The 24,602-nt window shown below is 68.4% G+C and carries 25 protein-coding genes; 7 read left to right on the forward strand and 18 right to left on the reverse strand.

Translation table 11 applies throughout. The features are described 5' to 3' along the window. Nucleotides 1–4: 4 nt before the first annotated feature. A complete protein-coding gene (locus ACZ50J_RS16370) occupies nt 5–991 on the reverse strand; it encodes a glycosyltransferase family 2 protein (RefSeq protein WP_464298216.1) in 987 nt (328 codons plus the stop codon). A 49-nt stretch (nt 992–1,040) separates the two neighbouring features. Here ACZ50J_RS16370 and ACZ50J_RS16375 point away from each other — a divergent pair, with 49 nt between their 5' ends. Continuing rightward, nucleotides 1,041–2,342: an LCP family protein gene (locus tag ACZ50J_RS16375; protein ID WP_464298217.1), complete on the forward strand. Its 1,302-nt coding sequence runs from the start codon at nt 1,041–1,043 to the stop codon at nt 2,340–2,342. A 15-nt stretch (nt 2,343–2,357) separates the two neighbouring features. Here ACZ50J_RS16375 and ACZ50J_RS16380 read toward each other — a convergent pair whose 3' ends face one another. Then, nucleotides 2,358–3,524 (reverse strand): acyl-CoA dehydrogenase family protein, encoded by a 1,167-nt coding sequence (locus ACZ50J_RS16380; protein WP_464298218.1) that lies wholly within the window; start codon nt 3,522–3,524, stop codon nt 2,358–2,360. A 29-nt stretch (nt 3,525–3,553) separates the two neighbouring features. Continuing rightward, nucleotides 3,554–4,564, reverse strand: coding sequence for an LLM class F420-dependent oxidoreductase (locus ACZ50J_RS16385; protein ID WP_464298219.1), 1,011 nt, complete (start codon nt 4,562–4,564; stop codon nt 3,554–3,556). Between the two features lie 56 nt (nt 4,565–4,620). Between ACZ50J_RS16385 and ACZ50J_RS16390 the strand changes: the two genes are divergently transcribed. Together ACZ50J_RS16390 and ACZ50J_RS16395 are read left to right on the forward strand one after the other, a co-directional pair. Continuing rightward, nucleotides 4,621–5,802 carry a nucleotide sugar dehydrogenase gene (locus tag ACZ50J_RS16390; RefSeq protein ID WP_464298220.1) on the forward strand — a complete coding sequence of 394 codons (1,182 nt, stop codon included), beginning with the start codon at nt 4,621–4,623 and terminating at the stop codon, nt 5,800–5,802. A 1-nt stretch (nt 5,803) separates the two neighbouring features. Beyond that, on the forward strand, nt 5,804–6,631 hold the full coding sequence (locus tag ACZ50J_RS16395; protein ID WP_464298221.1) for an endo alpha-1,4 polygalactosaminidase: 828 nt from the start codon (nt 5,804–5,806) through the stop codon (nt 6,629–6,631). On the opposite strand, the gene purE is transcribed toward ACZ50J_RS16395, so the two are convergent. After that, the gene (gene purE / locus ACZ50J_RS16400; protein ID WP_464298222.1) at nt 6,616–7,161 is read right to left on the reverse strand and encodes a 5-(carboxyamino)imidazole ribonucleotide mutase; all 546 of its coding nucleotides are present in this window, start codon (nt 7,159–7,161) and stop codon (nt 6,616–6,618) included. The two genes, ACZ50J_RS16395 and purE, sit on opposite strands and share 16 nt — an antisense overlap. Next, entirely contained in the window at nt 7,158–8,330 is a 1,173-nt protein-coding gene (locus ACZ50J_RS16405) for a 5-(carboxyamino)imidazole ribonucleotide synthase (RefSeq protein WP_464298223.1), read from the reverse strand. Before ACZ50J_RS16405 ends, purE begins: the two co-directional genes overlap by 4 nt. A gap of 62 nt (nt 8,331–8,392) precedes the next feature. Here ACZ50J_RS16405 and ACZ50J_RS16410 point away from each other — a divergent pair, with 62 nt between their 5' ends. Then, on the forward strand, nt 8,393–8,902 hold the full coding sequence (locus ACZ50J_RS16410) for a GtrA family protein (protein WP_464298224.1): 510 nt from the start codon (nt 8,393–8,395) through the stop codon (nt 8,900–8,902). Nucleotides 8,903–8,914: 12 nt separating this feature from the next. On the opposite strand, the gene ACZ50J_RS16415 is transcribed toward ACZ50J_RS16410, so the two are convergent. Genes ACZ50J_RS16415 through ACZ50J_RS16435 form a run of 5 tightly spaced genes read right to left on the reverse strand, consistent with a single transcriptional unit; the run spans nt 8,915 to nt 15,653 of the window. Continuing rightward, nucleotides 8,915–9,901: a sensor histidine kinase gene (locus ACZ50J_RS16415; protein ID WP_464298225.1), complete on the reverse strand. Its 987-nt coding sequence runs from the start codon at nt 9,899–9,901 to the stop codon at nt 8,915–8,917. A 6-nt stretch (nt 9,902–9,907) separates the two neighbouring features. Beyond that, on the reverse strand, nt 9,908–10,585 hold the full coding sequence (locus ACZ50J_RS16420) for a response regulator transcription factor (protein ID WP_464298226.1): 678 nt from the start codon (nt 10,583–10,585) through the stop codon (nt 9,908–9,910). Continuing rightward, the gene (locus ACZ50J_RS16425; protein WP_464298227.1) at nt 10,582–12,396 is read right to left on the reverse strand and encodes a biotin--[acetyl-CoA-carboxylase] ligase; all 1,815 of its coding nucleotides are present in this window, start codon (nt 12,394–12,396) and stop codon (nt 10,582–10,584) included. Before ACZ50J_RS16425 ends, ACZ50J_RS16420 begins: the two co-directional genes overlap by 4 nt. Nucleotides 12,397–12,441: 45 nt before the next feature. Continuing rightward, a complete protein-coding gene (locus ACZ50J_RS16430) occupies nt 12,442–14,940 on the reverse strand; it encodes an FtsX-like permease family protein (RefSeq protein WP_464298228.1) in 2,499 nt (832 codons plus the stop codon). Then, nucleotides 14,940–15,653 carry an ABC transporter ATP-binding protein gene (locus ACZ50J_RS16435; protein ID WP_464298229.1) on the reverse strand — a complete coding sequence of 238 codons (714 nt, stop codon included), beginning with the start codon at nt 15,651–15,653 and terminating at the stop codon, nt 14,940–14,942. The genes ACZ50J_RS16430 and ACZ50J_RS16435 overlap by 1 nt, the downstream gene beginning before the upstream one ends. A gap of 237 nt (nt 15,654–15,890) precedes the next feature. On the opposite strand from ACZ50J_RS16435, the gene ACZ50J_RS16440 reads away from it, so the two are divergent. After that, nucleotides 15,891–16,583: a TMEM165/GDT1 family protein gene (locus ACZ50J_RS16440; protein ID WP_464298230.1), complete on the forward strand. Its 693-nt coding sequence runs from the start codon at nt 15,891–15,893 to the stop codon at nt 16,581–16,583. 9 nt (nt 16,584–16,592) lie between these two features. On the opposite strand, the gene ACZ50J_RS16445 is transcribed toward ACZ50J_RS16440, so the two are convergent. Further along, on the reverse strand, nt 16,593–16,934 hold the full coding sequence (locus ACZ50J_RS16445) for a hypothetical protein (RefSeq protein ID WP_464298231.1): 342 nt from the start codon (nt 16,932–16,934) through the stop codon (nt 16,593–16,595). Between the two features lie 28 nt (nt 16,935–16,962). Beyond that, on the reverse strand, nt 16,963–17,811 hold the full coding sequence (locus ACZ50J_RS16450; protein ID WP_464298232.1) for an aminoglycoside phosphotransferase family protein: 849 nt from the start codon (nt 17,809–17,811) through the stop codon (nt 16,963–16,965). Nucleotides 17,812–17,850: 39 nt separating this feature from the next. Here ACZ50J_RS16450 and ACZ50J_RS16455 point away from each other — a divergent pair, with 39 nt between their 5' ends. After that, nucleotides 17,851–18,681: a serine/threonine-protein kinase gene (locus tag ACZ50J_RS16455; RefSeq protein ID WP_464298233.1), complete on the forward strand. Its 831-nt coding sequence runs from the start codon at nt 17,851–17,853 to the stop codon at nt 18,679–18,681. 30 nt (nt 18,682–18,711) lie between these two features. Here ACZ50J_RS16455 and ACZ50J_RS16460 read toward each other — a convergent pair whose 3' ends face one another. Continuing rightward, nucleotides 18,712–18,846, reverse strand: a complete 135-nt coding sequence (locus ACZ50J_RS16460) for a hypothetical protein (protein ID WP_464298234.1) — start codon at nt 18,844–18,846, stop codon at nt 18,712–18,714. A gap of 73 nt (nt 18,847–18,919) precedes the next feature. Next, nucleotides 18,920–20,629 (reverse strand): HNH endonuclease signature motif containing protein, encoded by a 1,710-nt coding sequence (locus ACZ50J_RS16465; protein ID WP_464298235.1) that lies wholly within the window; start codon nt 20,627–20,629, stop codon nt 18,920–18,922. A gap of 671 nt (nt 20,630–21,300) precedes the next feature. On the opposite strand from ACZ50J_RS16465, the gene ACZ50J_RS16470 reads away from it, so the two are divergent. Further along, nucleotides 21,301–22,086 (forward strand): VOC family protein, encoded by a 786-nt coding sequence (locus tag ACZ50J_RS16470; protein WP_464298236.1) that lies wholly within the window; start codon nt 21,301–21,303, stop codon nt 22,084–22,086. A 47-nt stretch (nt 22,087–22,133) separates the two neighbouring features. Here the strand turns inward: ACZ50J_RS16470 and ACZ50J_RS16475 are convergent, their stop codons facing one another. From ACZ50J_RS16475 to ACZ50J_RS16490, 4 genes are read right to left on the reverse strand one after another with little or no spacing between them, the layout of a single operon-like run. Continuing rightward, the gene (locus ACZ50J_RS16475; RefSeq protein ID WP_464298237.1) at nt 22,134–22,523 is read right to left on the reverse strand and encodes a VOC family protein; all 390 of its coding nucleotides are present in this window, start codon (nt 22,521–22,523) and stop codon (nt 22,134–22,136) included. Nucleotides 22,524–22,533: 10 nt separating this feature from the next. Then, nucleotides 22,534–23,052, reverse strand: a complete 519-nt coding sequence (locus ACZ50J_RS16480) for a DinB family protein (RefSeq protein WP_464298238.1) — start codon at nt 23,050–23,052, stop codon at nt 22,534–22,536. 45 nt (nt 23,053–23,097) lie between these two features. After that, the gene (locus tag ACZ50J_RS16485) at nt 23,098–23,790 is read right to left on the reverse strand and encodes an HNH endonuclease family protein (protein ID WP_464298239.1); all 693 of its coding nucleotides are present in this window, start codon (nt 23,788–23,790) and stop codon (nt 23,098–23,100) included. Nucleotides 23,791–23,838: 48 nt separating this feature from the next. Next, nucleotides 23,839–24,567, reverse strand: coding sequence for an MOSC domain-containing protein (locus tag ACZ50J_RS16490; protein ID WP_464298240.1), 729 nt, complete (start codon nt 24,565–24,567; stop codon nt 23,839–23,841). Nucleotides 24,568–24,602: the final 35 nt, after the last annotated feature.

The raw sequence follows: 24,602 nt of genomic DNA on the forward strand, positions 1-24,602 counted from the left end.
CCGGTCAGTCGTCGCTGAGCCGGATCGTGCTGGTCAGGAACCCGTAGCCCCAGGCCAGGTGCATGGTGGCGAGCACCGGCGGCACCAGCGCCCGGACCTGCTGCGGCGAGCCCGCGGAGATGGCCAGGCCGCCGACCGTCACTGCCCCCACGTACCCCGCGGGGATCAACCACAGCGGCCGCCAGAGGAAGCCGCCGACGGCTCCGGCGGCGATCGCCGCGAGCGCGGTCGGCGGAGCGAGGTAGCGGGCGTTGATCGAGCCCTTGTGCCGTCGGGCGACGACCCGGCGCCACTGGCCGTACTGCTTGTACTGCCGCGCCAAGGTGCGGAAGGATCCGCGCGGCCGGTAGGTGACGTTCAGCTCCGGCGTGAACCACACGACGCCGCCCGCGGCGCGCAGCCGGAAGTTCATCTCCCAGTCCTGTGCGCGGGTGAACCGGGCGTCATACCCTCCGACGCGCTGCAGCCAGGACCGCCGGAAGACACCGAGGTAGACGGTCTCGGCTGGACCCGGCTTGCCGCCCAGCTTGAACTTCACCCCGCCGACGCCGAGTTTGGACTTCATCGCGACCGCGACGGCACGCTCGAAGTCCGTCGTGCCCTCGGCGTCCATGATCCCGCCGACGTTCGCCGCACCGGTCTCCTCGAGCACGCGCACCGCCGTCGCGAGGTAGCCGTCGGAGAGGATGCCGTGACCGTCCACCCGCGCGATCACGTCGTATGACGCCGCAGCGATGGCGGCATTCAGCGCATCCGGGGTGCGCCCGGTGGGATTTGTGACAAGTTTCACCCGGTCATCCGTGGCGTGCAGGCGCTCGGCGACCTCGTCGGTGCCGTCCGTGGAGGGGCCGAGAGCGAGGATGACCTCGACCGGTCCGGCGTGCTCCTGCCGCAGAATGGCGGTCACGGACTCGGCCAGGTGCCGCTCCTCGTTGAGGATCGGCATGATCACCGAAACGCCGTCGGTCAATTGCGATTCGGGATGTGGCACGCGTCGCAGATTACACGGCCCCCTCATGCGGCCGCGTTAACCTCGTTCGGTGCCAGACGACGAAGATCCGATCATCATCGACACCCGCAAGGGCGCCGGTGCGCCTCGTCGCCGCCCCGCGCAGGAGCCACAGGAGATCCCGGTCCGGCCGGATCGTGGACGACCCGCGCAGCAGGCCGGCAACCGCAGCACCGCCCCGCACAGTGCGGCACCGTCCGCGCCATACGGCGGTGACTCGACCCGGATGATGCCCACCGGGCAGCGCAACTACCCGCAGGACAACTACCCGCAGGGGCAGGGCGGCGGAATCCGCCCGCCGGGGCCGGCCGGACCGCGGGGGCCGCGCCCGACCCCGCCGGCGGCTGCGCCACCGCGCCGCCGCAAGCGCAAGTGGCCACGCGTGCTGCTGGTGCTGGTGCTGATCGTCGCCCTCTGGGCGGGCCTGCTCGTCTGGGCCGGTCTGTCCGCCTGGGGCAAGGTCACCAAGGTCGACGCGTTCCCGAGCGGCAACCGCCCGGCCGGCGGCAAGGGCACCAACGTGCTGCTCGTCGGGTCCGACTCGCGTGCCGGTATGACGGCCGCACAGGGCAAGGCGCTCGGCACCGGCGGCAGCAGCGTCGGTGGCGGGACCGCACGCACCGACTCGATCATGGTGTTGCACATGCCCGACTCGGGGAAGCCGACGCTGGTCAGCTTCCAGCGTGACTCCTGGGTCAGCATTCCCGGCCACGGCCAGGGCAAGATCAACTCGGCATTCACGATCGGCGGCCCGAAGCTGATGGTGCAGACCATCGAGCAGGCGTCGGGGCTGCGGATCGACCGCTACATGGAGATCGGTTTCGGCGGTTTCGCCGGCGTCGTCGACTCGGTCGGCGGCGTCCGGATGTGCCTGAAACAGGACGTCGACGACAAGGACGCCCACATCAACCTCAAGAAGGGCTGCCAGAACCTGGACGGCAAGAATGCCCTGGGTTATGTGCGATCCCGGCACGCGTTCGCCACCGGCGACCTGGCCCGCGCCGAGCACCAGCGCGAGTTCCTGGCCGCCCTGATGAAGAAGATCGCCAGCCCGACCAACCTGCTGCTGCCGTGGAAGCTGAAGAGCATCGGCTCCGCGGGCGCCAAGGGCGTCGCCGTCAACAAGGGCATGTCGCCCATCCAGGCGCTGAAGATCATGTGGGCCCTGAAGGGCATCAGCAACGGCGGCATCTCCGTGCAGGTGCCGGTGGCCAACCCCAACTACTTCGTCGCCGGCCAGTCGACGGTGCTGTGGGACAAGGCACGGGCGATCAAGCTGTTCGACGACCTGAACAACGACCGGCCGGTCACCGCGCCCCAAACGGGCGGGTGACCCGACCGGGTCGCATCACTTCTTGAGCAGCTGGCGCGCGGCGACCATCCGCTGGATCTGGTTGGTGCCCTCGTAGATCTGGGTGATCTTGGCGTCGCGCATCATCCGCTCCACCGGGTGGTCGACGACGTAGCCGGCACCGCCCAGCAGTTGCACCGCATCCGTGGTGACCTCCATGGCGACATCCGAGGCGAAGCACTTCGCCGCGGCGCCGAAGAACGTCAGATCGTCGTCACCGCGCTCGGACTTGGCCGCCGCGACGTAGACCATCTGACGAGCGGCCTCGAGCTTGATCGCCATGTCGGCGAGCATGAACTGCAGGCCCTGGAACTCCGCGATGGCCTTGCCGAACTGCTTGCGCTCCTTGACGTAGCCGAGCGCGGAGTCCAGGGCGCCCTGCGCGATGCCGACCGCCTGCGCGCCGATGGTGACGCGGGTGTGGTCGAGCGTGCGCAGCGCGATCTTCAGGCCCTCGCCGGGCTGTCCGATCATCCGGTCGCCCGGGATGCGGCAGTTGTCGAAGTGCAGCTCGCGGGTGGGTGAACCCTTGATGCCGAGCTTGCGCTCCTTCTCACCGAACCCGAAGCCCTCGTCGGACTTCTCGACCACGAAGGCGCTGATGTTGCGGCCGCGTTCCCCCTCGGGGTCGGTGACCGCGAGCACGGTGTAGAACTCCGATTCACCGGCGTTGGTGATCCAGGACTTCTGGCCGCTCAGCAGGTAGTCGTCGCCGTCAGGGGTCGCCTTGCACCGCATCGACGCCGTGTCGGAGCCGGCCTCGCGCTCGGACAGCCCGTAGGAGAACATCGCCTCGCCGCGGGCGACCGGCGGGAGGTACTTGCTCTTGATCTCGTCGTTGGCGCCGAGGATGACCGGCATCGAGCCGAGCTTGTTGACCGCCGGGATCAGCGAGGAGGAGGCGCACACCCGGGCGACCTCCTCGATCACGATGCAGGTCGCGAGTGCGTCCGCGCCGACGCCGTCGTACTCCTCCGCGATGTGCGGTGCGTGGAAGTCGGACGCGACCAACGCCTCGAGGGCGGCGCGCGGGAACTCGCTCTTGGCGTCCACCTCCGCGGCGTGCGGGGCGATCTTGTCCTCGGCGACGGCGCGCACGGCCTCGCGCAGCGCGTCGTGGTCCTCGGAGATCTTGAAGAGGTCGAAGTCGTTGTCAGAGCTCACGTGGTGATCCTACTCGTCAGTAACATGCTTCAGTCGGACAGCCCGGGGATGATCTCACGCTCGAACCGCTCGATCGTCGCGAGATCGTATGCCGCGTCCGGGAAGTACGTGATCGCATAACCGAGGCCGGCATCGCGCATGCTGTGCAGCGCCTCCGTGACCTGCTCCAGGGTGCCGACCGTGGCCTGGTCGCGCAGCGACCGGTCGACGTGCGCCGTGGCGTTCTCCTGCGACATACCGCCCTGGACCAGCCGGGCGGCGACCGCACCGAGCTTGTCGTCCAGCTCGGCCTGGTTGTCGGCGATCACGATGTTGGCGTTGCCGGTCAGGGTGATCTCGTCGAAGTCGCGGCCGACGTCGGCGCAGTGCCCCTTGAGGATCTCGGTCTTCGCGGCGAACTGCTCGGCATCGCCGAAGTAGTTCGTGTAGTCGGCATACTTCGCGGCGATCTTGAGGGTGACCTTCTCACCGCCGCCGGCGACCCAGATCGGGATCCGGTTCGCGGGACTGGTGGTCTGCAACGGCTGCGGGAAGCAGAGCGCGCCGTCCACCTGGTAGTACTTCCCGTCCAGCGTGGCCGAGCCGGTTGTCCACATCTGCCGGAAGATGTCGACGCCCTCGCGCAACCGGCCGAGCCGGTCACCGGCCCGCGGGAAGCCGAAACCGTAGGCGCGCCACTCGTGTTCGTACCAGCCGCCGCCGATGCCCATTTCGATCCGACCGCCGCTGATGTGGTCGATCGTCGCCGCGACCTTGGCCAGGTAGGTCGGTTCCCGGTAGCTCATGCAGGTGCACATCTGACCGAGCCGCACTCGTGAGGTGATCCCCGCGAAGCCCGCCATCAGCGACCACGCTTCGTGCGTCGCCTCGTGCGACGGCTCCGGAGTGGTGTGGAAATGGTCGTAGACCCAGACCGACTCCCAGGCCGGCCTCGCGTCCGCATGCCGCACCAGATCGCTCATCACCTGCCAGTGCTGCGCAGGATCGATGCCGACGAGGTCGTAGCGCCACCCCTGCGGGATGAACATTCCGAATTTCATCTGTCGTTCGCCTTCTCCGATTGGGGATGAACCGGACGCCCGGTACCGTGAGCGCCATGTCAACGCGCACCAGGATCACCGTAGTCGGCACCGGTTATGTGGGGCTCTCGATGGCGGTTCTGCTCGCCAGCGTCGCCGACGTCGTCGCCTTCGACATCGACGCCGACCGCATCGCGATGCTGCAGGACCGACGCAGCCCGATCAGCGACGCCGAGATCGAGGATCACCTCACGAACGCCGACCTGTCCCTGACGTTCACCCTCGACAAGCAGCAGGCGTATGACGAGGCGGACTTCGTCATCATCGCGACGCCGACCGACTACGACCCGGAGACGAACTACTTCAACACCTCCACGGTCGAAGGCGTCATCGCCGATGTCGCTGCGCTCAACCCCGCCGCGACGATGGTCGTGAAGTCCACCATTCCGGTCGGCTTCACCGCCGATGTACGCAAGCGTCTCGGCACCGAGAACGTCGTGTTCTCACCGGAGTTCCTGCGTGAGGGCAAGGCGCTCTACGACAACCTGCACCCGTCCCGCATCGTGGTGGGCGAGGTCAGCGACCGCGCCCAGCGCTTCGCGGACCTGCTCGTCGCTGCTGCGGAGGACACCGACATACCGGTGCTGCTGACCGAGTCGACCGAGGCCGAGGCGATCAAGCTCTTCGCCAACACCTACCTCGCGATGCGCGTGGCCTACTTCAACGAGCTCGACACGTTCGCCTCGCGCCACGGCCTCAACACCAAGCAGATCATCGAGGGCGTCAGCCTCGACCCGCGGATCGGAAAGCATTACAACAACCCGTCATTCGGGTATGGCGGCTACTGCCTGCCGAAGGACACCAAGCAGTTACTGGCCAACTACCAGGACGTGCCGCAGACGCTGATCAGCGCGATCGTGTCGGCCAACACCACCCGCAAGGACTTCGTCGCCTTCGACATCCTGGATCGGAACCCGAAGGTCGTGGGCATCCACCGGCTGATCATGAAGTCGGGTTCGGACAACTTCCGCGCCAGCAGCGTGCAGGGCATCATGAAGCGCATCAAGGCCAAGGGCGTCGAGGTGCTCGTCTATGAACCCGAGCTGGATGCCGAGGAGTTCTTCGGTTCCCGCGTCACCCACAGTCTCGACGAGCTCAAGCGCGACGCGGACCTGATCGTCGCCAACCGGCGCACGGACGAGCTGGCCGACGTGGCCGAAAAGGTCTACACCCGAGACCTTTTCGGCTCCGACAGCTGACGTGACGGGCCCCCGGCAGGCGGCCTGTCTGCTGGCGGCAGCGGCGGTGGCGATCACCGGGTGCTCGGCACAGTCATCGGCCGGCGCCCGCGACGTACGGCGCCCACCGGCCGCCGCTGCCTTCGACTATCAACTCGGCGGGCCCTATCGGCCGACTGACGCGGTGCGGATTGTCGAGCGTGACCGGACCTCCGAGCCGGTTCCCGGCAAGTACAACATCTGCTACGTCAACGCGTTCCAGACCCAGCCGGAGCAGGCGGACTGGTGGCGCCGGAAACATCCGAACCTGTTGGTACGCAAGGCCGGTCGCGCCGTGCAGGACCCGGACTGGCCGGGTGAGTACCTGCTGGACACCTCGACCGCGGCGACGCGAGCCGCCCTGCTGAAGATCGTCGGCCCGTGGTTGGACGGCTGCGCGCGCAAGGGCTTCGATGCGGTGGAGCCGGACAACCTCGACTCGTGGACCCGGCGGGGCGCGTCCGGTGCGCTCACCCGGGCGGGCAACGTCAGCTTCGCGCGCCTGCTGGTGCACCGCGCGCACTCGAGCGGCCTGGCGATCGCACAGAAGAACACGCCACAGCTGAAGGGCACCGGCCGCTCGTCGATCGGGTTCGACTTCGCCGTCGCCGAGGAGTGTGAGGTGTATGGCGAATGCGGTCGATACACGGCGGCATACGGCAGGTCGGTGATCGAGATCGAATACACCGACAACGGCCGCGCAGCCTACGCACGCGCCTGTCGCGCGCACAGCGGCGAGCACTCGATCATCCTGCGCGACCGTGACGTGGTGCCGAAAGGCATTGCGGGATACGCCTATTCGGCCTGCTGAGAGCCCGCGACCTCCGCGCGCAGGGCCGCACCCTTGGCGTGCGCCTGATCGCGCAGCTCGACCTGGAAATCGGCCATCGCGGCGCGCAGCCGCTCGCCCTCGGCGTCCGGTGCGGAGGCGAGGATGCGCGCGGCGAGCAGTCCGGCGTTACGGGCCCCGCCGATCGACACCGTGGCGACCGGAACGCCGGCCGGCATCTGCACGATCGACATGAGCGAGTCCATGCCGTCCAGATATTTCAGTGGCACCGGCACCCCGATGACCGGCAGCGTCGTCACCGACGCGAGCATGCCCGGCAGATGCGCTGCTCCCCCGGCACCGGCGATGATCACGCGGATTCCGCGCCCTGCCGCCTGTTCGCCATACGCGATCATCTCGGCAGGCATCCGGTGCGCGGAGACGACGTCGGCCTCGTAGGCGACGCCGAACTCGTCCAACGCCTCCGCGGCCGCGCGCATCACCGGCCAGTCGGAGTTGCTGCCCATCACAATGCCGACAACTGGTGCGGCAGAAGCGGATTCAGAGTTCATTCGGTGACGGTCCCTTCCAAGTAGTCGGCGGCATGCCGGGCGCGTCCACGCAACGCATCGAGGTCGTCGCCATAGACATTGACGTGCCCGATCTTGCGGCCCGGACGGACACCCTTGCCGTAGAGATGGATCTTGAGTCCGGGGTCGCGCGCGAGCAGGTGCTTGTACGTCGGGTAGAGCTCGTCGTAGTCGCCGCCGAGCACGTTGCCCATCACGGTCCACGGAGCACGTGCCGAGACGTCACCGAGTGGTAGGTCGAGCACCGCGCGCAGGTGCTGTTCGAACTGCGAGGTCACCGCACCGTCCATGGTCCAGTGGCCGCTGTTGTGCGGGCGCATCGCCAGCTCGTTGACGACGTATGACGGGGCGCTCTCGCCACCCGGGATCTCGAAGACCTCCACGGCGAACACCCCGGTGATGTCGAGTTCACCCGCGAGCTGCAGTGCGGCCTGTGAGGCATCCGCGGCAAGTGACGGGTCGAGGTCGGGCGCCGGCGCGAGCACCTCGGTGCAGATGCCGTCGGTCTGGACGGTCTGGACGATGGGCCACACCGCGGCCTGACCGGAGGGGCTGCGCGCCACCAGGACCGCGAGCTCACGGCTGAACGGCACGCACTCCTCGGCCAGCAGCGCGGCACCGTGTGCGAACCAGTCGGCTGCCTCTGCTGCGGCGCCGATCACCCGCACGCCCTTGCCGTCATACCCGCCGCGGGGTGTCTTGAGGACCACCGGCCACCCGTGCAGATCGCCGAAGGCCGCGAGCTCCGCCTCGTCCTGCACCTCCGCCCACGCCGGGCAGGGCACACCCAGCGCGGTCAGCCGCTCCCGCATCGCCAGCTTGTCCTGCGCGAACCGCAGCGCCTCCGGCTTCGGGTGGACCGGCACGCCCGCGTCGACCAGCGCCTGCAGGACCTCGGCAGGAACGTGCTCGTGATCGAAGGTGACCACGTCGCAGTCCCGGGCGAAGGCGAGCACCTCGTCCACGTCCAGGTATGAGCCGACCGGCGCCGACGGCACCACCAGGGCGGCGGCCGCATCCGGTGCTTCGGACAGGACACTGAGGGTGAGCGAGAGGTTGACCGCGGGCGGTTGGCACATGCGGGCGAGCTGACCGCCGCCGATGATGCCGACCACGGGGAAGCCGCCCGGGGCACGCTGAGGGGAAGTCACCCGCACACCCTAGTGGCGCCCTCTCAGCCGGTCCTCAGCGCGCGACCCGTACGCTGAAAAGCGTGATCGGGGACAAGATTGTCGACTTCGTGCGTTCGCTGTGGCGAGAGCTCGCCAAGTTCGGCGTGATCGGGGTCATCAACATCATCATCGACCTCGGTCTCTACAACGTGCTGATCGACGGCCCGATGCCCACGAAGGTGACCGCGGCCAAGATCGTCAGCGGCACCGTCGCCACCCTCTTCGCGTGGGTCGGCAACCGCTACTGGACCTTCCGGCACCGGCGTAACCGGCCGGTGCACCACGAGGTCGTCCTCTTCTTCGGCGTCAACGGGGTCGCGCTCGCCGTGTCCGTGCTGTGGGTGGCCTTCGCGCACTACGTCCTGGGTATGGAAGGCAAGTTCTGGCTGAACTTCAACGCGATGTTCGGCATCGGACTCGGCACGATCATCCGGTTCTGGGCCTACAAGCAGTTCGTCTTCCGCAACGAACCGATCGCCGAGGAGTCCGCCGGCCAGGCGTTGACCGATCCGTTGCAGGTCGAGACACAGCGCACCGACCAGCAGGCCTGAGCCGACCGGCCTTCAGTCGTTGTGCCGTTGCAGCGCTGACGGCGCAGCCTCGCCCTCGGACAGGAACAACGCGAACACCGCGGGCTGCGCGCTGCGCAGCTCGAGCCGCCCGCCGTTGGCGCCGGCCAGGTCACGCGCCAACGCCAGGCCCAGACCGGTGCCGCCGGTGCTCACCCGTCGCTTGAAAATGTGCGGCGCGATCGCCGGATCGACACCGGTGCCCTGATCGCTGACCTCGACGACGACCGACGGGCCGTTGCGCCGGGCCATCACCTCGACGGTGCCGGTGCCGTGCTGCAGGGTGTTCTCCAGCAGCGTGGCCAGGATCTGCGACAGTCCGCTGCGGCTCGCCACGACCTGCAGCCCGCGCTCCCCGCTGACCTTGACGCTGCGACGCGCGTCGGCGAAGGCCGGCTGCCATTCGCGCTGCAACTCCGCGATGACCGAGTCGAGCGAAATGGTCGGCAACGGACCGGAGGGCGATTCGCGAGCGCGCTGCAACAGCTTGTCGACCACCGTCGTGAGCCGCTCGACCTGGGCGATGCCGACCGTGGCTTCCTCGTGGATCTGCTTGATGTCGTCGCTGATGGAGATCTCGTCGAGCCGCATGAGCAGCGCGGTCAGAGGGGTGCGCAGCTGGTGACTGGCGTCCGATGCGAACTCCCGCTCAGCGGCCAGGGTCGCCGTGAGCTCGGCCGCACGTCCCTCGAAAACCTGTGAGATCCGGTCGATCTCGTCGATCCCGCTGCGGAGCGGCTCGAAGATCACCGGACCGTCCTCGGCCCGCTCCGCGCGCCGCGTCAGCTCCTCGACCGGCCCTGCGGTCTCCTCGGCCTCACGGGTCGTCAACCACCAGGACAGCCCCACGCCGAGAGCGGTCGCCAGCAGCAGCACTGCGCGCTGCCACCAGCCGGACACCAGCACCAGGGCCGGGATCAGCACGACCAACACCGCGGGCGCGGCGATCCGGGGACCGGCCCGCAGGAGTCTGGCGCGCAAGGTGGGTCAGCTTCCGCCGGCGGGCTCGAAGCGGAAGCCCACGCCGCGGACCGTGGTGATGAACCGCGGCCGGGTGGCGTCGTCGCCGAGCTTGCGGCGCAACACCGAGACGTGCATGTCGAGGGTCTTGGTCGAACCGAGCCAGGCGGTCTCCCAGATCTCATGCATCAGCTGCTCCCGGGAGACGACCTTGCCCTGCTCCCGCACGAGCACCCGCAGGAGCTCGAACTCCTTTGCCGTCAACTGCAATTCGTTGTCTCCGACGAACGCACGACGAGCCTCGGCGTCCAGTCGCACCAGGGGTGCGACCTCGGCCTCGTCCGGCGGGGTACGGCGCAGCAGTGCCCGGGCCCTAGCCAGCAGCTCGGCGAGGCGGAACGGCTTGGTGACGTAGTCGTCGGCGCCGGCATCGAGACCCACGACGGTGTCGACCTCGTCGGCGCGTGCGGTGAGGATGAGAACGGGGACCGAGCTGCCGGAGTTGCGCAGCCGACGGCACACCTCGAGTCCGTCGATGGACGGCAGGCCGAGGTCGAGAATGACCAGGTCAGGGCCGCTCTGGGCACCGTCGAGCGCGGCCAGCCCGTCTTCCCGGACGTCGACGGCGTAGCCCTCCCGCCGCAGCGCACGCGCGAGCGGTTCGGAGATTGCAGGGTCGTCCTCGGCCAACAAGACACGGGTCATGGTGGCGATAGTAGTTCTCCATGACGCCTGGATAGGACCCATGAGGTGATTTGTCCGATTCCGGGCAGGTGAATCGCCTCTCGGGCGACGGCTCGTACGTCCGGGTGCCCGGCGAGCGCCGTCGCGACGTCGGTGTCGGCGAGCACCGTGCCCGGCTCTGCCGCGCTCGACAGCCGGCTCGCGCGGTTGACCGTGTTGCCGTAGACATCGCCGAGTCGCGCCAGCACCCGGCCGGTCGCGACGCCGACGCGCATCCGCGGAATGAGATCGTCGGCGGCTGCCTGGTCGATCAGGTCGAACGCGATCGCGACGCCGCCCTCTACGGTGGTGTGCGAGAAGAGCACCTCGTCGCCGACGGTCTTGACGACCGCACCGCCGTGGGCGGCCACCACGTCCGACGCCAGGGACTCGAAACGCTGCACCAGTGCTGCGAGTTCGCGTTCGCCCAGTTGTCGGGTCAGCTGGGTGAAGTTGACGAGGTCGGCGAAGCCGATGGTCCGGCGTACGCCGATGTGCGACTCCGGCTCGGAGTCGGCGATCATCCGCGAGATCGCGACGGCGAGGTTGCGGCGCCATACATAGGTGATGAGGGGGGTGAGGTCCTCCGCGACGTCGACGGCGCGCTCCGCGGCCAGGCGGGCGACCCGGCTGTCCACGCCGATTCCGTCGTCGCCGGTGACCATGTCGGTGATGACCTGCAGCGACCACATCGCCAGCCGGTCGGTCGAGCGGCCGACGGCACGGGCGAGACCGAGCACGGTGCGTTCGTCCAGCTCACCGTTCTGGACGGTGCGGGCGACGGCGCGCACGGCCTCCAGGTCGGTCTCGGTGAAGACCACGTCGTCGTCGCGCGCACTGGCGAACCCGAGCGCCCGCCAGAGCCGGCTGGTCTCGTCCTCGGTGACACCAGCGGCGCGGGCGATGTCGGCCCGCCGCAACTCGCGCGGCGCTCCCAGCAGCCGCTCCTCGAGCGCGTCGACGAAGGCTGCGCGGTCATGCGGGTCGGGTTCCGGGACCAGCCGGTCCTCCCCCGGCCGAATGTGTATGACGTCACCCACCGCGTGCGGCACCGGGCCCTGCGGAGTGTCGACGAGCAACCGCCCCATGTCGTCGATGTCCAGTGCCGTTCCGGTGACGGATTCGTCGCCGGACAACTCGACCCGGACCAGCTGACCGATGGTGACGCAGGCCGCCCGGTAGGCGTCGTCCTCGTCGACGCCGTCCCACTCGCGCTGGACCAGCGCGAGGGCGCGCAGCACCGCCACGATGAGGTCCTCGCAGCGGACGTCATACCCGGCGAGGTGCAGGGAGGTCGCGGTGTCGACCGGCAGTTCGTCGGCGCGCTGGTGGACATTGATCCCGATCCCGACGACGACGCTCGGGTCGGTGCCGCCGCTGGCCTGGCACAGGATGCCCGCGAGTTTGGCCCACGGCTCCTGGGCGTTGGGCCGGAGCAGGACGTCGTTGGGCCATTTGAGCCCTACCGATGCGCCGGTCAGGTCGCGCACCGCGCGGCGCACGGCGAGCCCGACGAGCAGCGGCACCCAGCCCCACCGCGTCGCATCGCGTGGCAGCGGCATGGTCGCCGACAGCGCGATCGAGGTCCCGGCGGGCGCCACCCACGTCCGGTCCAGCCGGCCGCGGCCCGCGACCTGGTTGTCCGTGACCAACGCGCGCCACGGCTGCGGATCGCGCATCAACTCGTCGTTGGTCGAGGCGACCTGCGGACTCACGTCGACGTCGTGCCACGGGTTGTCCGGCAGGTCGTGGAGCCGATCGTTGATCTCGGACCGGTCCAGGAAGTGGCTCACGTCACCCAGGCTAGTCGCCGATGTTGCGAGGCAAGGTGCCGCCCGTCACCGTTCGGAGACCTCGTCGATGGCCTGGCGGCGCAACAGCACGCCGGCCGGAACGAGTGTCGCCACCGCGGCGATGGCGGTCGCCGCGCCGAGGATCGACAGGACCGTCAGCGGCGCGACGGCGGGCGCCGATCCGCCGACCATTCCGATGCTGAACCCGGTGAGGGTCGCCCACGCGGCCGCCGACCCGACTGCTGCCGCGAGCACGAGGAGGAGCGCCACCTCCCAGCGCAGGTAGCCGCGCACCTGCCGGACCGTCGCGCCCACCAGCCGAACGAGTGAGAACTCGCGGGAGCGGTCCATCGTCGCCATCGCGAGCGTGTTGAAGGCGGCGATGGCGCTGAACACGATGATCAGTGCCAGGAACACGGAGTTCGCGCCGGCGGTGCCGCCGCTCTCCGGGTCGGTCCCCTGCGCGTAGCTCCGTCCGCCGGTCAGCTGCAGTCCGGGGAACGCGTCGAGCGTGTCGGCTGCGACCGAACCCCGGATCAGGACCGCGCCGGCGAGCGGGACGTCGACGTGCCGTCGCAGGGTGTCGAACGGCAGCAGCGCGTCGCCGAACCCGAGCCGGCGGTCGTACACCGCAACCAGCCGGTATGACGTCTTGACCCCGTCGCCGAGCGTCACGTGCACGGTCGAACCGATCGGTCGTCCCTCGGCTGCGAGGTTGCTCATCGCGATGGTCCCCGTCCGGAGGGAGTGCAGTGACCCGCGTACGACGCCGGGCCGGATGACATCGGTCAGCCCGGTTGACCCGACACCCTGCACGGACCGCTTGTCCCTGCCGACCCACAGGGTCGACCGCACGACCGGCACGGCCGCCGTCACCCCGCGTGCATGGCGCAACTCGTCGAGCGCACGATCAGGCACGCCCGGCCCGGTCGACCGGAGCACGTGGTCGACTCGCAGGCCCTCGGTGGCCTGGGTGCGCGCTGCGCTCGCGAGGGTCGCCGGGACGAAGACGATCGTTGCCGTCATACCGATGAGCAGGGCGAGGGGTGCGACGACCGCGGCCACCCGGCGACTGCGGAGCCTCGAATTCTCAACTGCCAGAAAGCCGCTCACGGTGGACAGACGCCACGGGACGCCCAACACAGTCGTCGCGACGCGCACCAGCAGCGGACCGAGCAGCGCGGCCGCGATCAGCCACAGCAGCGCGGACAGGTAGGTCACCGGCATGGCTGCCGGCTCGGTGTGCAGGTGGGTCAACAGGATGGTGATGACCGTGGCACCTCCGGTGACGAGCAGCCCGGCGATCAGCCGGACGGCACCGATGCCCCGGCGCTCCAGCGCGGACTCGGTGAGTGCGTCGGCGGGACTGATCCGTCCGATCCGGCGGGCCGAGATCCGGGCGGCCGCGAGTGCGGCGACCACTGTCACCAGGCCGGCTGCCAGGACCGGGAACACGCTGCGGGTCAGCCGGACCGTGTCGGGCATCGCCCCGGCCGCGATGAATCGCTGCAGCATCACCTCCGCGAGGGGTATGCCGGCTACGGCACCCGGGACGGCGGCGAGCAGCCCGATGACGAGAGCCTCGCGGCCGATCAGCCGGCGCACCTGGCGCGGGGTCGCACCGACCACCCGCAGCAACGCGAGTTCCCGGTGACGTTGTTGCACCGACAGGGAGAAGATGCCGACGACGACGAACACCGCGACGATGAGTGCCGTTCCGCCGATCGCACCGCCCATGCTCGTCAGGGCGACCCGCGCCGATGCAGCGTCGGGGAACTCTGCGGCGCCGCGTGATTCACCGGTCGCGACGCGAGCATCGGTGCCGCGCAAGGCGTTTCGCAGGTCACCCGGGTCGGCGCCGAAGACTCCGTAGGCGGCGACCGCGGAGCCGTGCCCGGAGAGTCGGATCGCTTCGTGCTCGGAGAAGAAGATCGCCGACTGCTCGGTGACCGGATGCCGCGGATCCGCCACTCCGGACACGACATACGTCGTGGGTGAGGCGGTGGACTGCACGCCGATCCGCGAGCCGACGGAGAGGTGCGCCCGGCGGGCGAGGTCACTGTCGATGACGATCTGGTTGTCGCGGGTCGGAGCCGTCCCGTCGACCAGCCGGTATGGCGTGAGCGTCGCGGACCGCCAGTTGTGGCCGAGCGTCCGGTTGTTCACGCCGGGGACGAATCCTGTGCCGGGAGAGAACAATTCGGCGGCGAACGTCCGATCCGGGACGACGGTGGCGCCCTGGACCGCGGCAAGTTTCGCACCGACCTCGGCGGGTGCCCATGCACGTTCGGCCAGCTGCTTGGACTTCGTCTTCTTCTTGATCCCGCCGTGCTTGTGCTTGATCTTCGTCCAATGGATCTGCTGGTCGGCGGTGACGATGGTCGGGGTGCCGGCATACCGCTGCGCGGCGACCGTGCCGTGGATGCCGGTCTCCAGCAGTGCCCCACAACCGCACACCATCGCGGCAGCACAGAAGAGGGCGAGAAAGGCGCCGATGACCGAGCTCTTCCGTCGTCGCAACGAGGACAGCGCGAGGGTGAACATCAGGCCGACGCTCCGACCCGCGTCACGATGTCGGCGATCCGGCCGTCGGCGAGGTGGATGACCGCGTCCGCGTAGGAGGCCGCCACCGGATCGTGGGTCACCATCACCGTCGTGTGCCCGGACTCGTCCACCGCGCGTCGCAACAACACGAGGACATCACGAGCGCTGGCCGTGTCGAGCGCGCCCGTCGGCTCGTCGGCGAAGACGACGTCGGGTGCCGAGATCAGCGCTCGGGCTATCGCGACCCGCTGCTGCTGCCCGCCGGAGAGTTGGGACGGCAGGTGATCGGCTCTCTCCGCCAGGCCGACCTGGCGCAGCACCTGGTCCAGCGCGGCCTTCGAGGAGCGCCGGTGCGCGAGTCGCAGCGGCAGGGCGACGTTCTGCCGAACAGTCAACGACGGCAACAGATTGAACGCTTGGAAGACGAAGCCGATGCGTCGCCGGCGGGCCAGGGTCAGCGCGGTCTCGGACAACGTGGACAGGTCGGTGCCCTCCTCCCCCAACCGGACCGCCCCGGAGTCGGGCCGGTCCAGGCCTGCCGCGCAGTGCAGGAAGGTGCTCTTCCCCGACCCGGAGGGGCCCATCACTGCGGTGAAGGTGCCGCGCGGGATCGTCACGGACACCTCGTCCAGGGCGGTGACCGCCGTGGCGCCCCTGCCGTAGACCTTCGTCACTGCTTCCATGCGGAGCACAGCCGCTGTTCCTCTCGTCATGTTCTCGACGCTAGGGACGACGGCTCTCCTGCGCAGTGGTGCTACGTCCACCTTCGAGCGGTGCCAGGTCCACTCTTCACGGGCCGGGCGACGACGCGCGATGTGCGTTGTCGCCGGATGGTCGTTACGCTGGGTCCCGAACGGGAGTAGTCCCTCGACCGAATGTCGACATACTGGCGGTCCGCCGCCCGGTGTTCGGGGTCACCACAGCAGGTGACCGGACGAGACGTTCGAACCATGACAGCAACCCGCTGCCGGTTCGACGTGCTCGTCCTTTTTTGTTGCCTGGCACGGCGTTCCGGCCCGAAGCCAAGGACCCTCGTGCTCGACCTCGGAATCATCGTCACCGTCTTCGCCCTCGCCTTCGTCGCCGAACTGCCGGACAAGAGTGCCGTCGCCGGCCTCGTGCTCGGCACCCGGTTCCCGTGGCCGTGGGTCTTCACCGGCATCGCGGCCGCCTTTCTCACCCATGTGGTGATCGCGGTGAGCGCCGGCCAACTGCTGCACCTGCTGCCGGAGCGCCTGTTGGAGGCATTGGTCGCAGCGTTGTTCCTGTTCGGGGCGTGGCTCATCTGGCGGGAGGGCGAGCATCAGGACGACATCGAGGCCGAGGGCGAGGCGGAGGTCGCGGGTAAGGGGACGGACGGCGCCGGTTTCCTGAAGGTCGCGTCGCTCGGGTATGGCGTGATCTTCATCGCCGAGTGGGGTGATCTGACCCAGATCCTGACGGCGAATCTCGCTGCGAAGTATGGCGATCCGCTGTCCGTCGGCATCGGCGTCACGCTCGGCCTGTGGGCGGTCGCACTGCTCGCCATACTCGGCGGCAAGACGTTGCTGAAGTTCCTGCCGATCACCTGGATCACCCGCGTCGCGGCTGTGGTGATGATCGTGCTCGGTGTGCTGAGTGCGGTGTCGGCGATCCGCGGGTGAGCGGACCTTCTACGGTTGGCCGATCGCGGCGTCGATCGCGCGCAGCTGGCCGAAGTAGCGACGGTTCACCTTCATGGTTTCGCTGCCGACGCTGACGTCGTAGAAGAGACCCGTCGGCTCGCCGAGGAGTTGTTCTCGCCGTGACTCCTCGATCAAGCGCTTGATGGTGGTCTGCGAGAACGTACCCGACTGAAAGACCAAGAACCGCCTGTCGGTTGCGACGACCACCCGATAGCCGCCATCGCCGAGCTTGTTGCGAATCGTCTTCTGGCCGGCGAACGCACCGTGCACCGTTTCACCCGGCGCCAGATGCGGCTGTGCCTTCTTGATGATCGTGTCGGCCATGGCCATGGTTGTCTCCTTCGACGTGCGGTCGTGGTCAGTGGTTGAGCATGGTTGAGGTCAGCAGGTCGGCGATCCAACCGTCCAGCCGTCGGCGGAGGAGGTCGGCGGTGAGGTCGCTCCTGCCGATGCCGCGGTAGTTCGCGTCCCACGACTCGACGTGTGGGTCGGCCTGTGCGGCGGCCAGCACGTCCCATGCGGGTATGTCGGGAACGGTGTGCCCGGAGAGTTCCGTGTAGCGCTGCAGGAAGTCGTCCGCTGCCTGCGGCGAGCCGAGCAGCACCAGGTCCTGTCGACACCAGGCGACGTCGACGCCGCGGGGTGCGCTGCGGGCGCCGTTCCAGTCGACGACTCCGACCAGCTCGTCACCCGTCCAGAGCGCGTTGCCGCACCAGAAGTCGAAATGGGTGAGGACCCGGTGGCTGAGGTCGAGCCGGCTCCAGGCATCGCGGGCCGCCTCGGCCAACCGCCCTGTGGCGCGTGGCGGTTCCTGCGGCTCGGCGCGCAGCCCCTCGCCGTCGAGCCGGTGGATCGCCGCCAGGGCGAGCGCCATCTGTCCGGCGATCGTGTCGGGGGCGAGTTCGGGAGCCGGGTGTCCGCCGTCGAGTGCCGTGGTCGCGATGATCGGGTGACCTGACTCCGTGCCGTGTGCGAGGAGCCGGGGCGCCGTCGTGCCGAGCGGTCCGAGTCTGTGCAGGACGTCGAGCTCGTGCTCCACGGCGGGCGACTTCTGTGGAAACGCGCGCACGACATACGAATTCACGTCGTCGGTCACCAGGACGGTGATGGCGTGCTGACCGCCGGTGAGTTCACGCACCAGGTACAGCGGTCGGGCGAGGAGCCGTTCGCCCGCGGCGACGACGTCGACAGGGCTCAATTCGCTCATCCGGCGAGCATGTCACGAGCGATGGTCGATGATGTGATCATGGGTGTCGAGCGAGAAACAAGTGACCTGTCCCTCCGCGACACCGTCACGCAGCTCGGCGAGGTGTTCGCCGTGTTCGACGCTCGGACGCAGGACTCGGGCCACATCTCGTATGGCGTCCGCGACGGCGCCGGTCGTCGGTGGTTCGTGAAGACCCCGGGCGACGACGTGCCGAACTCCGGGGGCGCCGACCGTGCTGCGCGATCGCGAGCGCTGCAGCGGTCGGCCGACGTTTCCACTGCGGTGGTACATCCGGCGCTCCTCCCGGTCGAGCGCATCATCACGACGGACGAGGGTGTCGTGACGATCTCCGAGTGGTTCGAGGGTGAACTCGTGCGGGCTCCTGCCGAACTGCGGGAAGACCCGCGGCATGCCTTCAGCCGGTTCAAGTCGTTGCCGGCGGACGAGATCGTGGCAGCTCTCGACGCGGTCATCGACCTGCACGTGCGGCTCGACGAAGCGGGCTGGGTGGCCGGCGACCTGTATGACGGCTGCCTGATGTACGACTTCGTGGCGCACACGATCAGGGTGATGGATTTCGAGTGTTACCACCGTGGTTCGTACGTGAACCACACCGGACGGCTGCCGGGGTCGACCCGGTTCATGGCGCCGGAGGAGTTCTGCATCGGCGCGACGATCGGCTCCAGGACAACGGTGTTCACGCTCGGTCGGATGATCGAGATCCTGCTGCTCGAGCGCAACCCGGGCCACCCGGCGTGTGACGTCGCACGCGCCGCGACCCGGCAGGACCCGACGGCGCGACCCGCATCGTTGGCCGCCTTGCACCACGCGTGGCGTGCTGCCACCGGGCTGCAGCCCACCGCGGGCTGAAGCTGGCCCCGGACTGAATCCGCCGCTGCCTCAACGCCGTCCACGGGTGACGGCTCGCGCGCTCTCGATGGACGCCGTCAAGCACGGGATCGCCCAGCCCTTGAGGGCGACTCCGCCATACAGCTGCTTGACGTTGGATCGCCGATCGCGACGGACATCACTCATGCACGACTCCAGGTGAGAGGACCGGTGGTTCAACGTGTGCCGTTCGATGTGGGGAGGGGTGGAACCGTAATGGTCAGAACGGTGGCGGAGGGTGCGGCATCTCGACCTTGATCTTGCGCAGTGGTCGGAAGTACTGGACACGTCCGCTGATCTGCCGACGCGGTTCAGCGGCACGGCTTCGATCGTGACCGGGTGCGGCGGCGCCTCGAGGTGCGGGTTCTCCCGTTTCGCTCCGCCACCCGCTTTTGTGGGCACCATGATCGGGGTCGTCGCTGGCGCGAGCGCGCTCGCCCGCGTGCTCATGATCGAGCCCGGTGTCGTTCTCGGTGAGTAGGTGGAGGTCGTCCAGGTCGGTGAAGACGTTGGGTATCAGGTCGTGTTCGCGGCACAGGGCCAACCGGATCCCGAATTGTTGCTCCATCCGGCTCACGAACGGTGGACATCGATCACCCGGCCGGTCGTGGTCATACGCCATCGTTCGTAACCGTCTGGTCAGTGTCTGCCAGGTGATCGACGCATCCTGGTGTTGCCGACTCGACCAGAACCGGCCCGTCTTCACATTGTGATGCCCACGATGCAACGCGTGCAGATTGTCCGGATGCGTCGCACCCTCGGCGGGTTCCGTTGCCCCAGGCATGTATTCGGTGTCGTGATCTACATCCGCATCCGCCGCCGACACCCCGCAGTCCCCCGGTGCCCGGCACGTGTGATCCCGACCCTGCACCAACCGGTTCATCCCCGCCGGGACCCGGTACGTGCGCGCGGCATCGATGACAGCGCCCGTCACCGGGTCGGTCACCAGGCGAGCCCACGTCGACCCCGCCTGCACTGCGACCTCCCGCACCTGCGCCGGAGACAGGAACCCGAGGCCGGGGACCTCCCCGAGCCCGCACCCCGCAGCGCTGGAAATGCCCGCAGCACCGGTCCCGTCGGTCAATCGCTGCGCGGCCACCAGATCCTCGGGTAACAACGCCGCCAGCGGGACAATGACGTGCAACCGGCCTGCGGGTGCAGTGCCCAGGCGGTCGTCCCCGGCGACTGTTCCCCGCAACAAGAGGTCGATGCCGATGTCCGCACGCAGTTGCGCCAGGGTGCGCCCGTCACCGCCGGCACGAGCAGCCTTGGCCAGATTGGTGATCCGCTGCTGCGCCGCAAACACGCGCACCGCGTCCCCGGACACCTGCAACACCGCCGTTCCATCCCGGCCAGGGAAGGTGCACGCATCGCGCCGTTCGACGGCTTCCGCGTGCCGGCGTTCCCGGTCCGCTGCCGCCGACTCCACCAACGCCAACTGCCGACGGATCCTGGCCCGGAACCCACTGTGCGACAACGGCACCGGACAACCGCCGCCATCGCCGGCCGCAGCCGTCGTCCGGTCCGGCGGCGCCAACAACCGGTCGATCACCGCACCCGCCACCACCGGATCCAGATGAGCCGTCTCCGCGTAGGCGACCCTGGCCCGCTCCCACGAACACCCACCCGCCCGCAGCAACCCGTGCGCGGCACCGACCCGTTCCGGCATCGCGGTCGCGAACCGCACCCGATCCCGCGCCGCCGTCAACGTGCACCCGGTCAACAGTTGCACCTCATGCACCACCGCCCGACACGCATGCTTGCGATGCGCCGCAACCTTCGCTGGGAACCGCGGATCATCAACCCCCACACCATGATCGGCGAACACGTCCGCCACCAACGCCGCCGTCGCGTCCAACGACACAGCATCCGCGAACCCCTTCACCACCTCCGCAGCCTGCACCACATCCCCCAAGTGCTCCCGCGACACCCGACCCTCCCGCACCGCCGCCCCCGCGTCCCGCCGAGCTCGCCCACCAGACAGATCAGCGCATCCGCCACCGGACCAGGCACACGGGACAGATCCACCACCCGACTGTCGTTCTCCGACGTCATACGCCCACCACCTCCACCCGTCCACTCGTGGTTGCTATCTGTGTTCGAGTTTAGACTCGACCACCGACAACCCCTCCGGGGCGAAACAGCACCAAGATCAACAACTTTGGCCACCCCGGGGTTCGGGACATCGAGGCACTCGCCCCTCGCTCGCCGTCGAGACGGCCGCTCATACCCCACGGATTCCTCAGGGCGAAGCTCGGCCATCTCAGATCCGAGCGTCGGGCGGGCACATTCGCGACCGAACGATGATCGAGTCGACCGAGTCGACCGGACGACAAGGCGAGCCATGCGGCGTCGGGTGCGTCGTCGGGCCGGGCCTATGCAACGGAACGGAGCGTTAGCGGAGTGCAGTGGAGTGAGACCGGCCCGACGGCGTAGCCGACGCCATCCAGGCGACCACCCCGCCCGGGACCTCGAGACGGTCTCCCCGCTGCGCTCCCCCGACTCCTCGGCCACCTCTTGGTCGGCTCTTCGGCCGGCGCGACTGTTGGTCTGCCCCGCGGCACCTTCTGATGGATAGGGTCGCGGAATGGACGATGCAGCATGACCACCGGCCTGCACCACCCCATCAACGCGCCGTGTTGGATCGAGTCGCTGCAACCCGGCGTCGAGGCCGCTATGGCGTTCTACGGTCCGTTGTTGGGGTGGCAGTTCGACGATCCTGCGCCCGACGGTCTCCGCTGCGCACGCCTCCGCGGACGGCGTGTTGCCGGGATCCGTCAGGCACCACCGATCCTCGACCGCGGTGCCTGGGTGTCGTACGTGCAGGTGGCCGACCTTGCCGAGACCGTCGAAACGGTCTCCTCCGCCGGCGGCTCCGTGGTGCTCGGACCAACCGAGGACCACGATGGCCGACCGACCGCGCTGCTGGCCGATCCGTTCGGCGCACCGTTCGGCATCCAGCAGACCGACTCGCCATACGTCGCCGAGACCGTCGACGAACCCGGCGCATGGCAGATGAGCTCGCTGCACACCCTCGACCTGACCGTCGCCGAACAGTTCTACGCGACCGCATTCGGCTGGCGACCCGACTCCGACACGTCGGCTGACTTCGCGCTGTGGCACCTGCCGGACAGCTCCCGGCGCGCACTTGATCCGACCCTGCCCGACGATGTCATCGCGACCGCCACGCCGATCGCCCCGGCGGCCCCGATGCCGCCGCACTGGTCGGTCAATGTGCGCGTCACCGATGTCAACGGCACGGCAGAGTTCGCCGAAGAACTCGGTGGTCAACTCCTCATGCCACCGATGAACACACCTGGCTTCCGCAATGCCGTGATCGCTGACCCGGCAGGCGGAATCCTGGCACTCAGCCAGCAGATCGCTTGATCCGACCCGAGGCCAGCTCATCGCGCTGCCTGCTTGTCGGAACAGCTTCACTCGTCCCGATCGACATACAGACAGAACGGATGCCCGGCGGGGTCGAGCAGGACTCGCACGTCGTCCTGCGGTTGGTGCTCGTGCAGCGTCGCACCGAGCGCCAGGGCGTCGGTGACCGCGGCAGCAAGATCCGTCACGCCGATGTCGAGATGCATCATCATCTGCTGTGCGCCGTGCACGGCCGGCCACACCGGCCGTTCGTAGCCGGCTTCGGTCTGAAAGGCAAGATTCGCAGGGGCATTCGGCACTTGCATCGTGCACCAGTCCGGCTCATCGGTCGCGAGTGGCCACCCCAGCAGATCGCGATAGAAGTAGGCGAGGTGCCGCGCGTCCGGTGCGTTCAGGACCGTCCCGATCCATCCGCTGAGTCCTCGTATGCCGGCCACGGTCCACGCCCTACCGCAAACCCTGCTTGGTCCTGCCGTCGAGCAATTCACGCGCGATCTCGAGATGGCCGGAGTGCGCGGCCGTCTCCTCGATGAGATGCAGCACGATCTCGCGCACCGTCGCCGGCTCGTTCGCCGGGTCCGTGCCGTGCCGTCCGCGTGGCGAAGCATCGAGCGCTGTCCCGGCGAGTATCTCGTCGGTCTGCCGATTCTGATCCCGGTAGTAGGTCAAGACCTTCGACGACGGCCAGTCGATGACGAACGGTGCGTTCGGGTCGTAGGGCTCGTCGTCGTCGTCATCCTCGTCGAAGGCGTGGCCGGGGTCGTGATCGAGGACGACGTCGCACGTCCAGTGCCGTTCGGCGCCGCCGAGATGTGCCACCATCCCCGCCGGGGTCCACCCCGAAGGAACGACCGATGTGTGCCAATCCTCCTCGGACAGCCCGTCCACGATCGAACGTACCGACGCCCGTTGATATTCGAGCGCCGCGAGAAGCGCCGGTCGATCCGGCTCAGCGAAACTGGACATTCTCCGATCATGGCACCGGAGGCCGACACGGGGCGCTCACACCACTCAACAGGTCGCGAGCATGCTGTTCAGCGCGGTCTTCTCACCACTGGTCACCCACAGCCCGTACTTGTCCTTGATCAACACCCACCGGGTGGCATACAGGCAGTACGACGCCGTGTTCGGCGGCTTCCAGTCCGCCGGATCGTCGTCGCCCTTCGACTGGTTCAGCGAGTCGTCCGATGAGACCAGCACCAACGGGTCGTTCGCGTACTGCGTGCGTTTCGTGGTGTCCCATGCCGCGGCACCGGTCGCATACGCATCGCCCAACGGCACGACGTGATCGATGTCGATGTCGGAGGCGGCGTCATACTTCTTGGCGCCGTACGGATCCACCCACGTGCCTTGCAGATCCGTGCAGGTCGACGACATTGTGACGTTCTGCCCGTCCCGGTAGAGCGCCGCGTTCCGCGCATTGCACGAGTTGTTCGGCGCCTCCGGCCAGCCCCAGGTCGACGCGTCGCGCCAGTGCGGGAACAGGTCACGGCTGTACCCGTCCATCGACCCCTTCGCCTTGACCGTCAACGTCGCGAGGTCCGCCTTGGCATCGGCCGACGTACCGGTCAACCCGAGCTTCAGCTGGGCCGCCGCCACCGTGCCGGACACCTCCCCGACCTCGGATGCCTGTGCGGGCGCCGTGGCAGCCATCCCGAATGCGACCGAACCTGCTGAAATTGCAACAAGGAAGCGATATTTCATGGGCCTCGACGCTACGCCGGGCGACTTGTCGCGCGAGTGAAGCGCAGGTCATCCCCCGGTCAAGACTGCGTGCTTTTTCGCCATCTGTTCGTGCTCGTCCTCGTTCAGCACGCGTGCCCCGAGCACCCTCCGCATCGCGTCCACATCGTCGTAGAACGCCCGGAACGCCGTGATCACGTCCACGTCATGGTCGGGCTCGTCGAGCACGCGCACCACATCACCCGGTCGTATGACGCCAGGCGTGACCACACGCAGGTACGCCCCCGAAAGGCCATGCGCGACAAACTTTTTCAGCCAACCCCGCTCGGCCATGTGCATTCGAAACGTGCCGCACGGGATCCGCGGTCCGCTGACCTGCAGCACGACTTGCTCCCCCACAGCCCACCGTTGACCGATCAGTGTCCGATCGACGTCCAGGAAGGCCGTCGTGAGGTTTTCCCCGAACATGCCGTTGTCGAGCTGCCGGTCCAACTGCGTACCCCACCAGTCCAGCTCTTCTCGCGCGACGGCATACACCGCCTGATCGTCGCCGCCGTGGTGTTCTCGGTCGCCGATGAAGTCATCCAGGACACCGCTGCCCAGGCCGCCGTGCTTCGGACCCGGCGCCCGCACACTGATCTCCGGCACGGGACGCTTGTGGATACCGGTCAGCGTCGCCTTGGCCGAATTCGGTTCAGCCCGACCGATATTCGTCGACACCACTTGACAGTCATTCCACTCGCCGGTGCCGACCCAACCATTAGAGGAACACACCAGACGATTGTGCGCGAAGCGCAAACCCGGTGCAACGCCGTTTCACCCGGACTAGCGTG

The sequence above is a fragment of the Flexivirga sp. G2 genome, assembly GCF_055397625.1.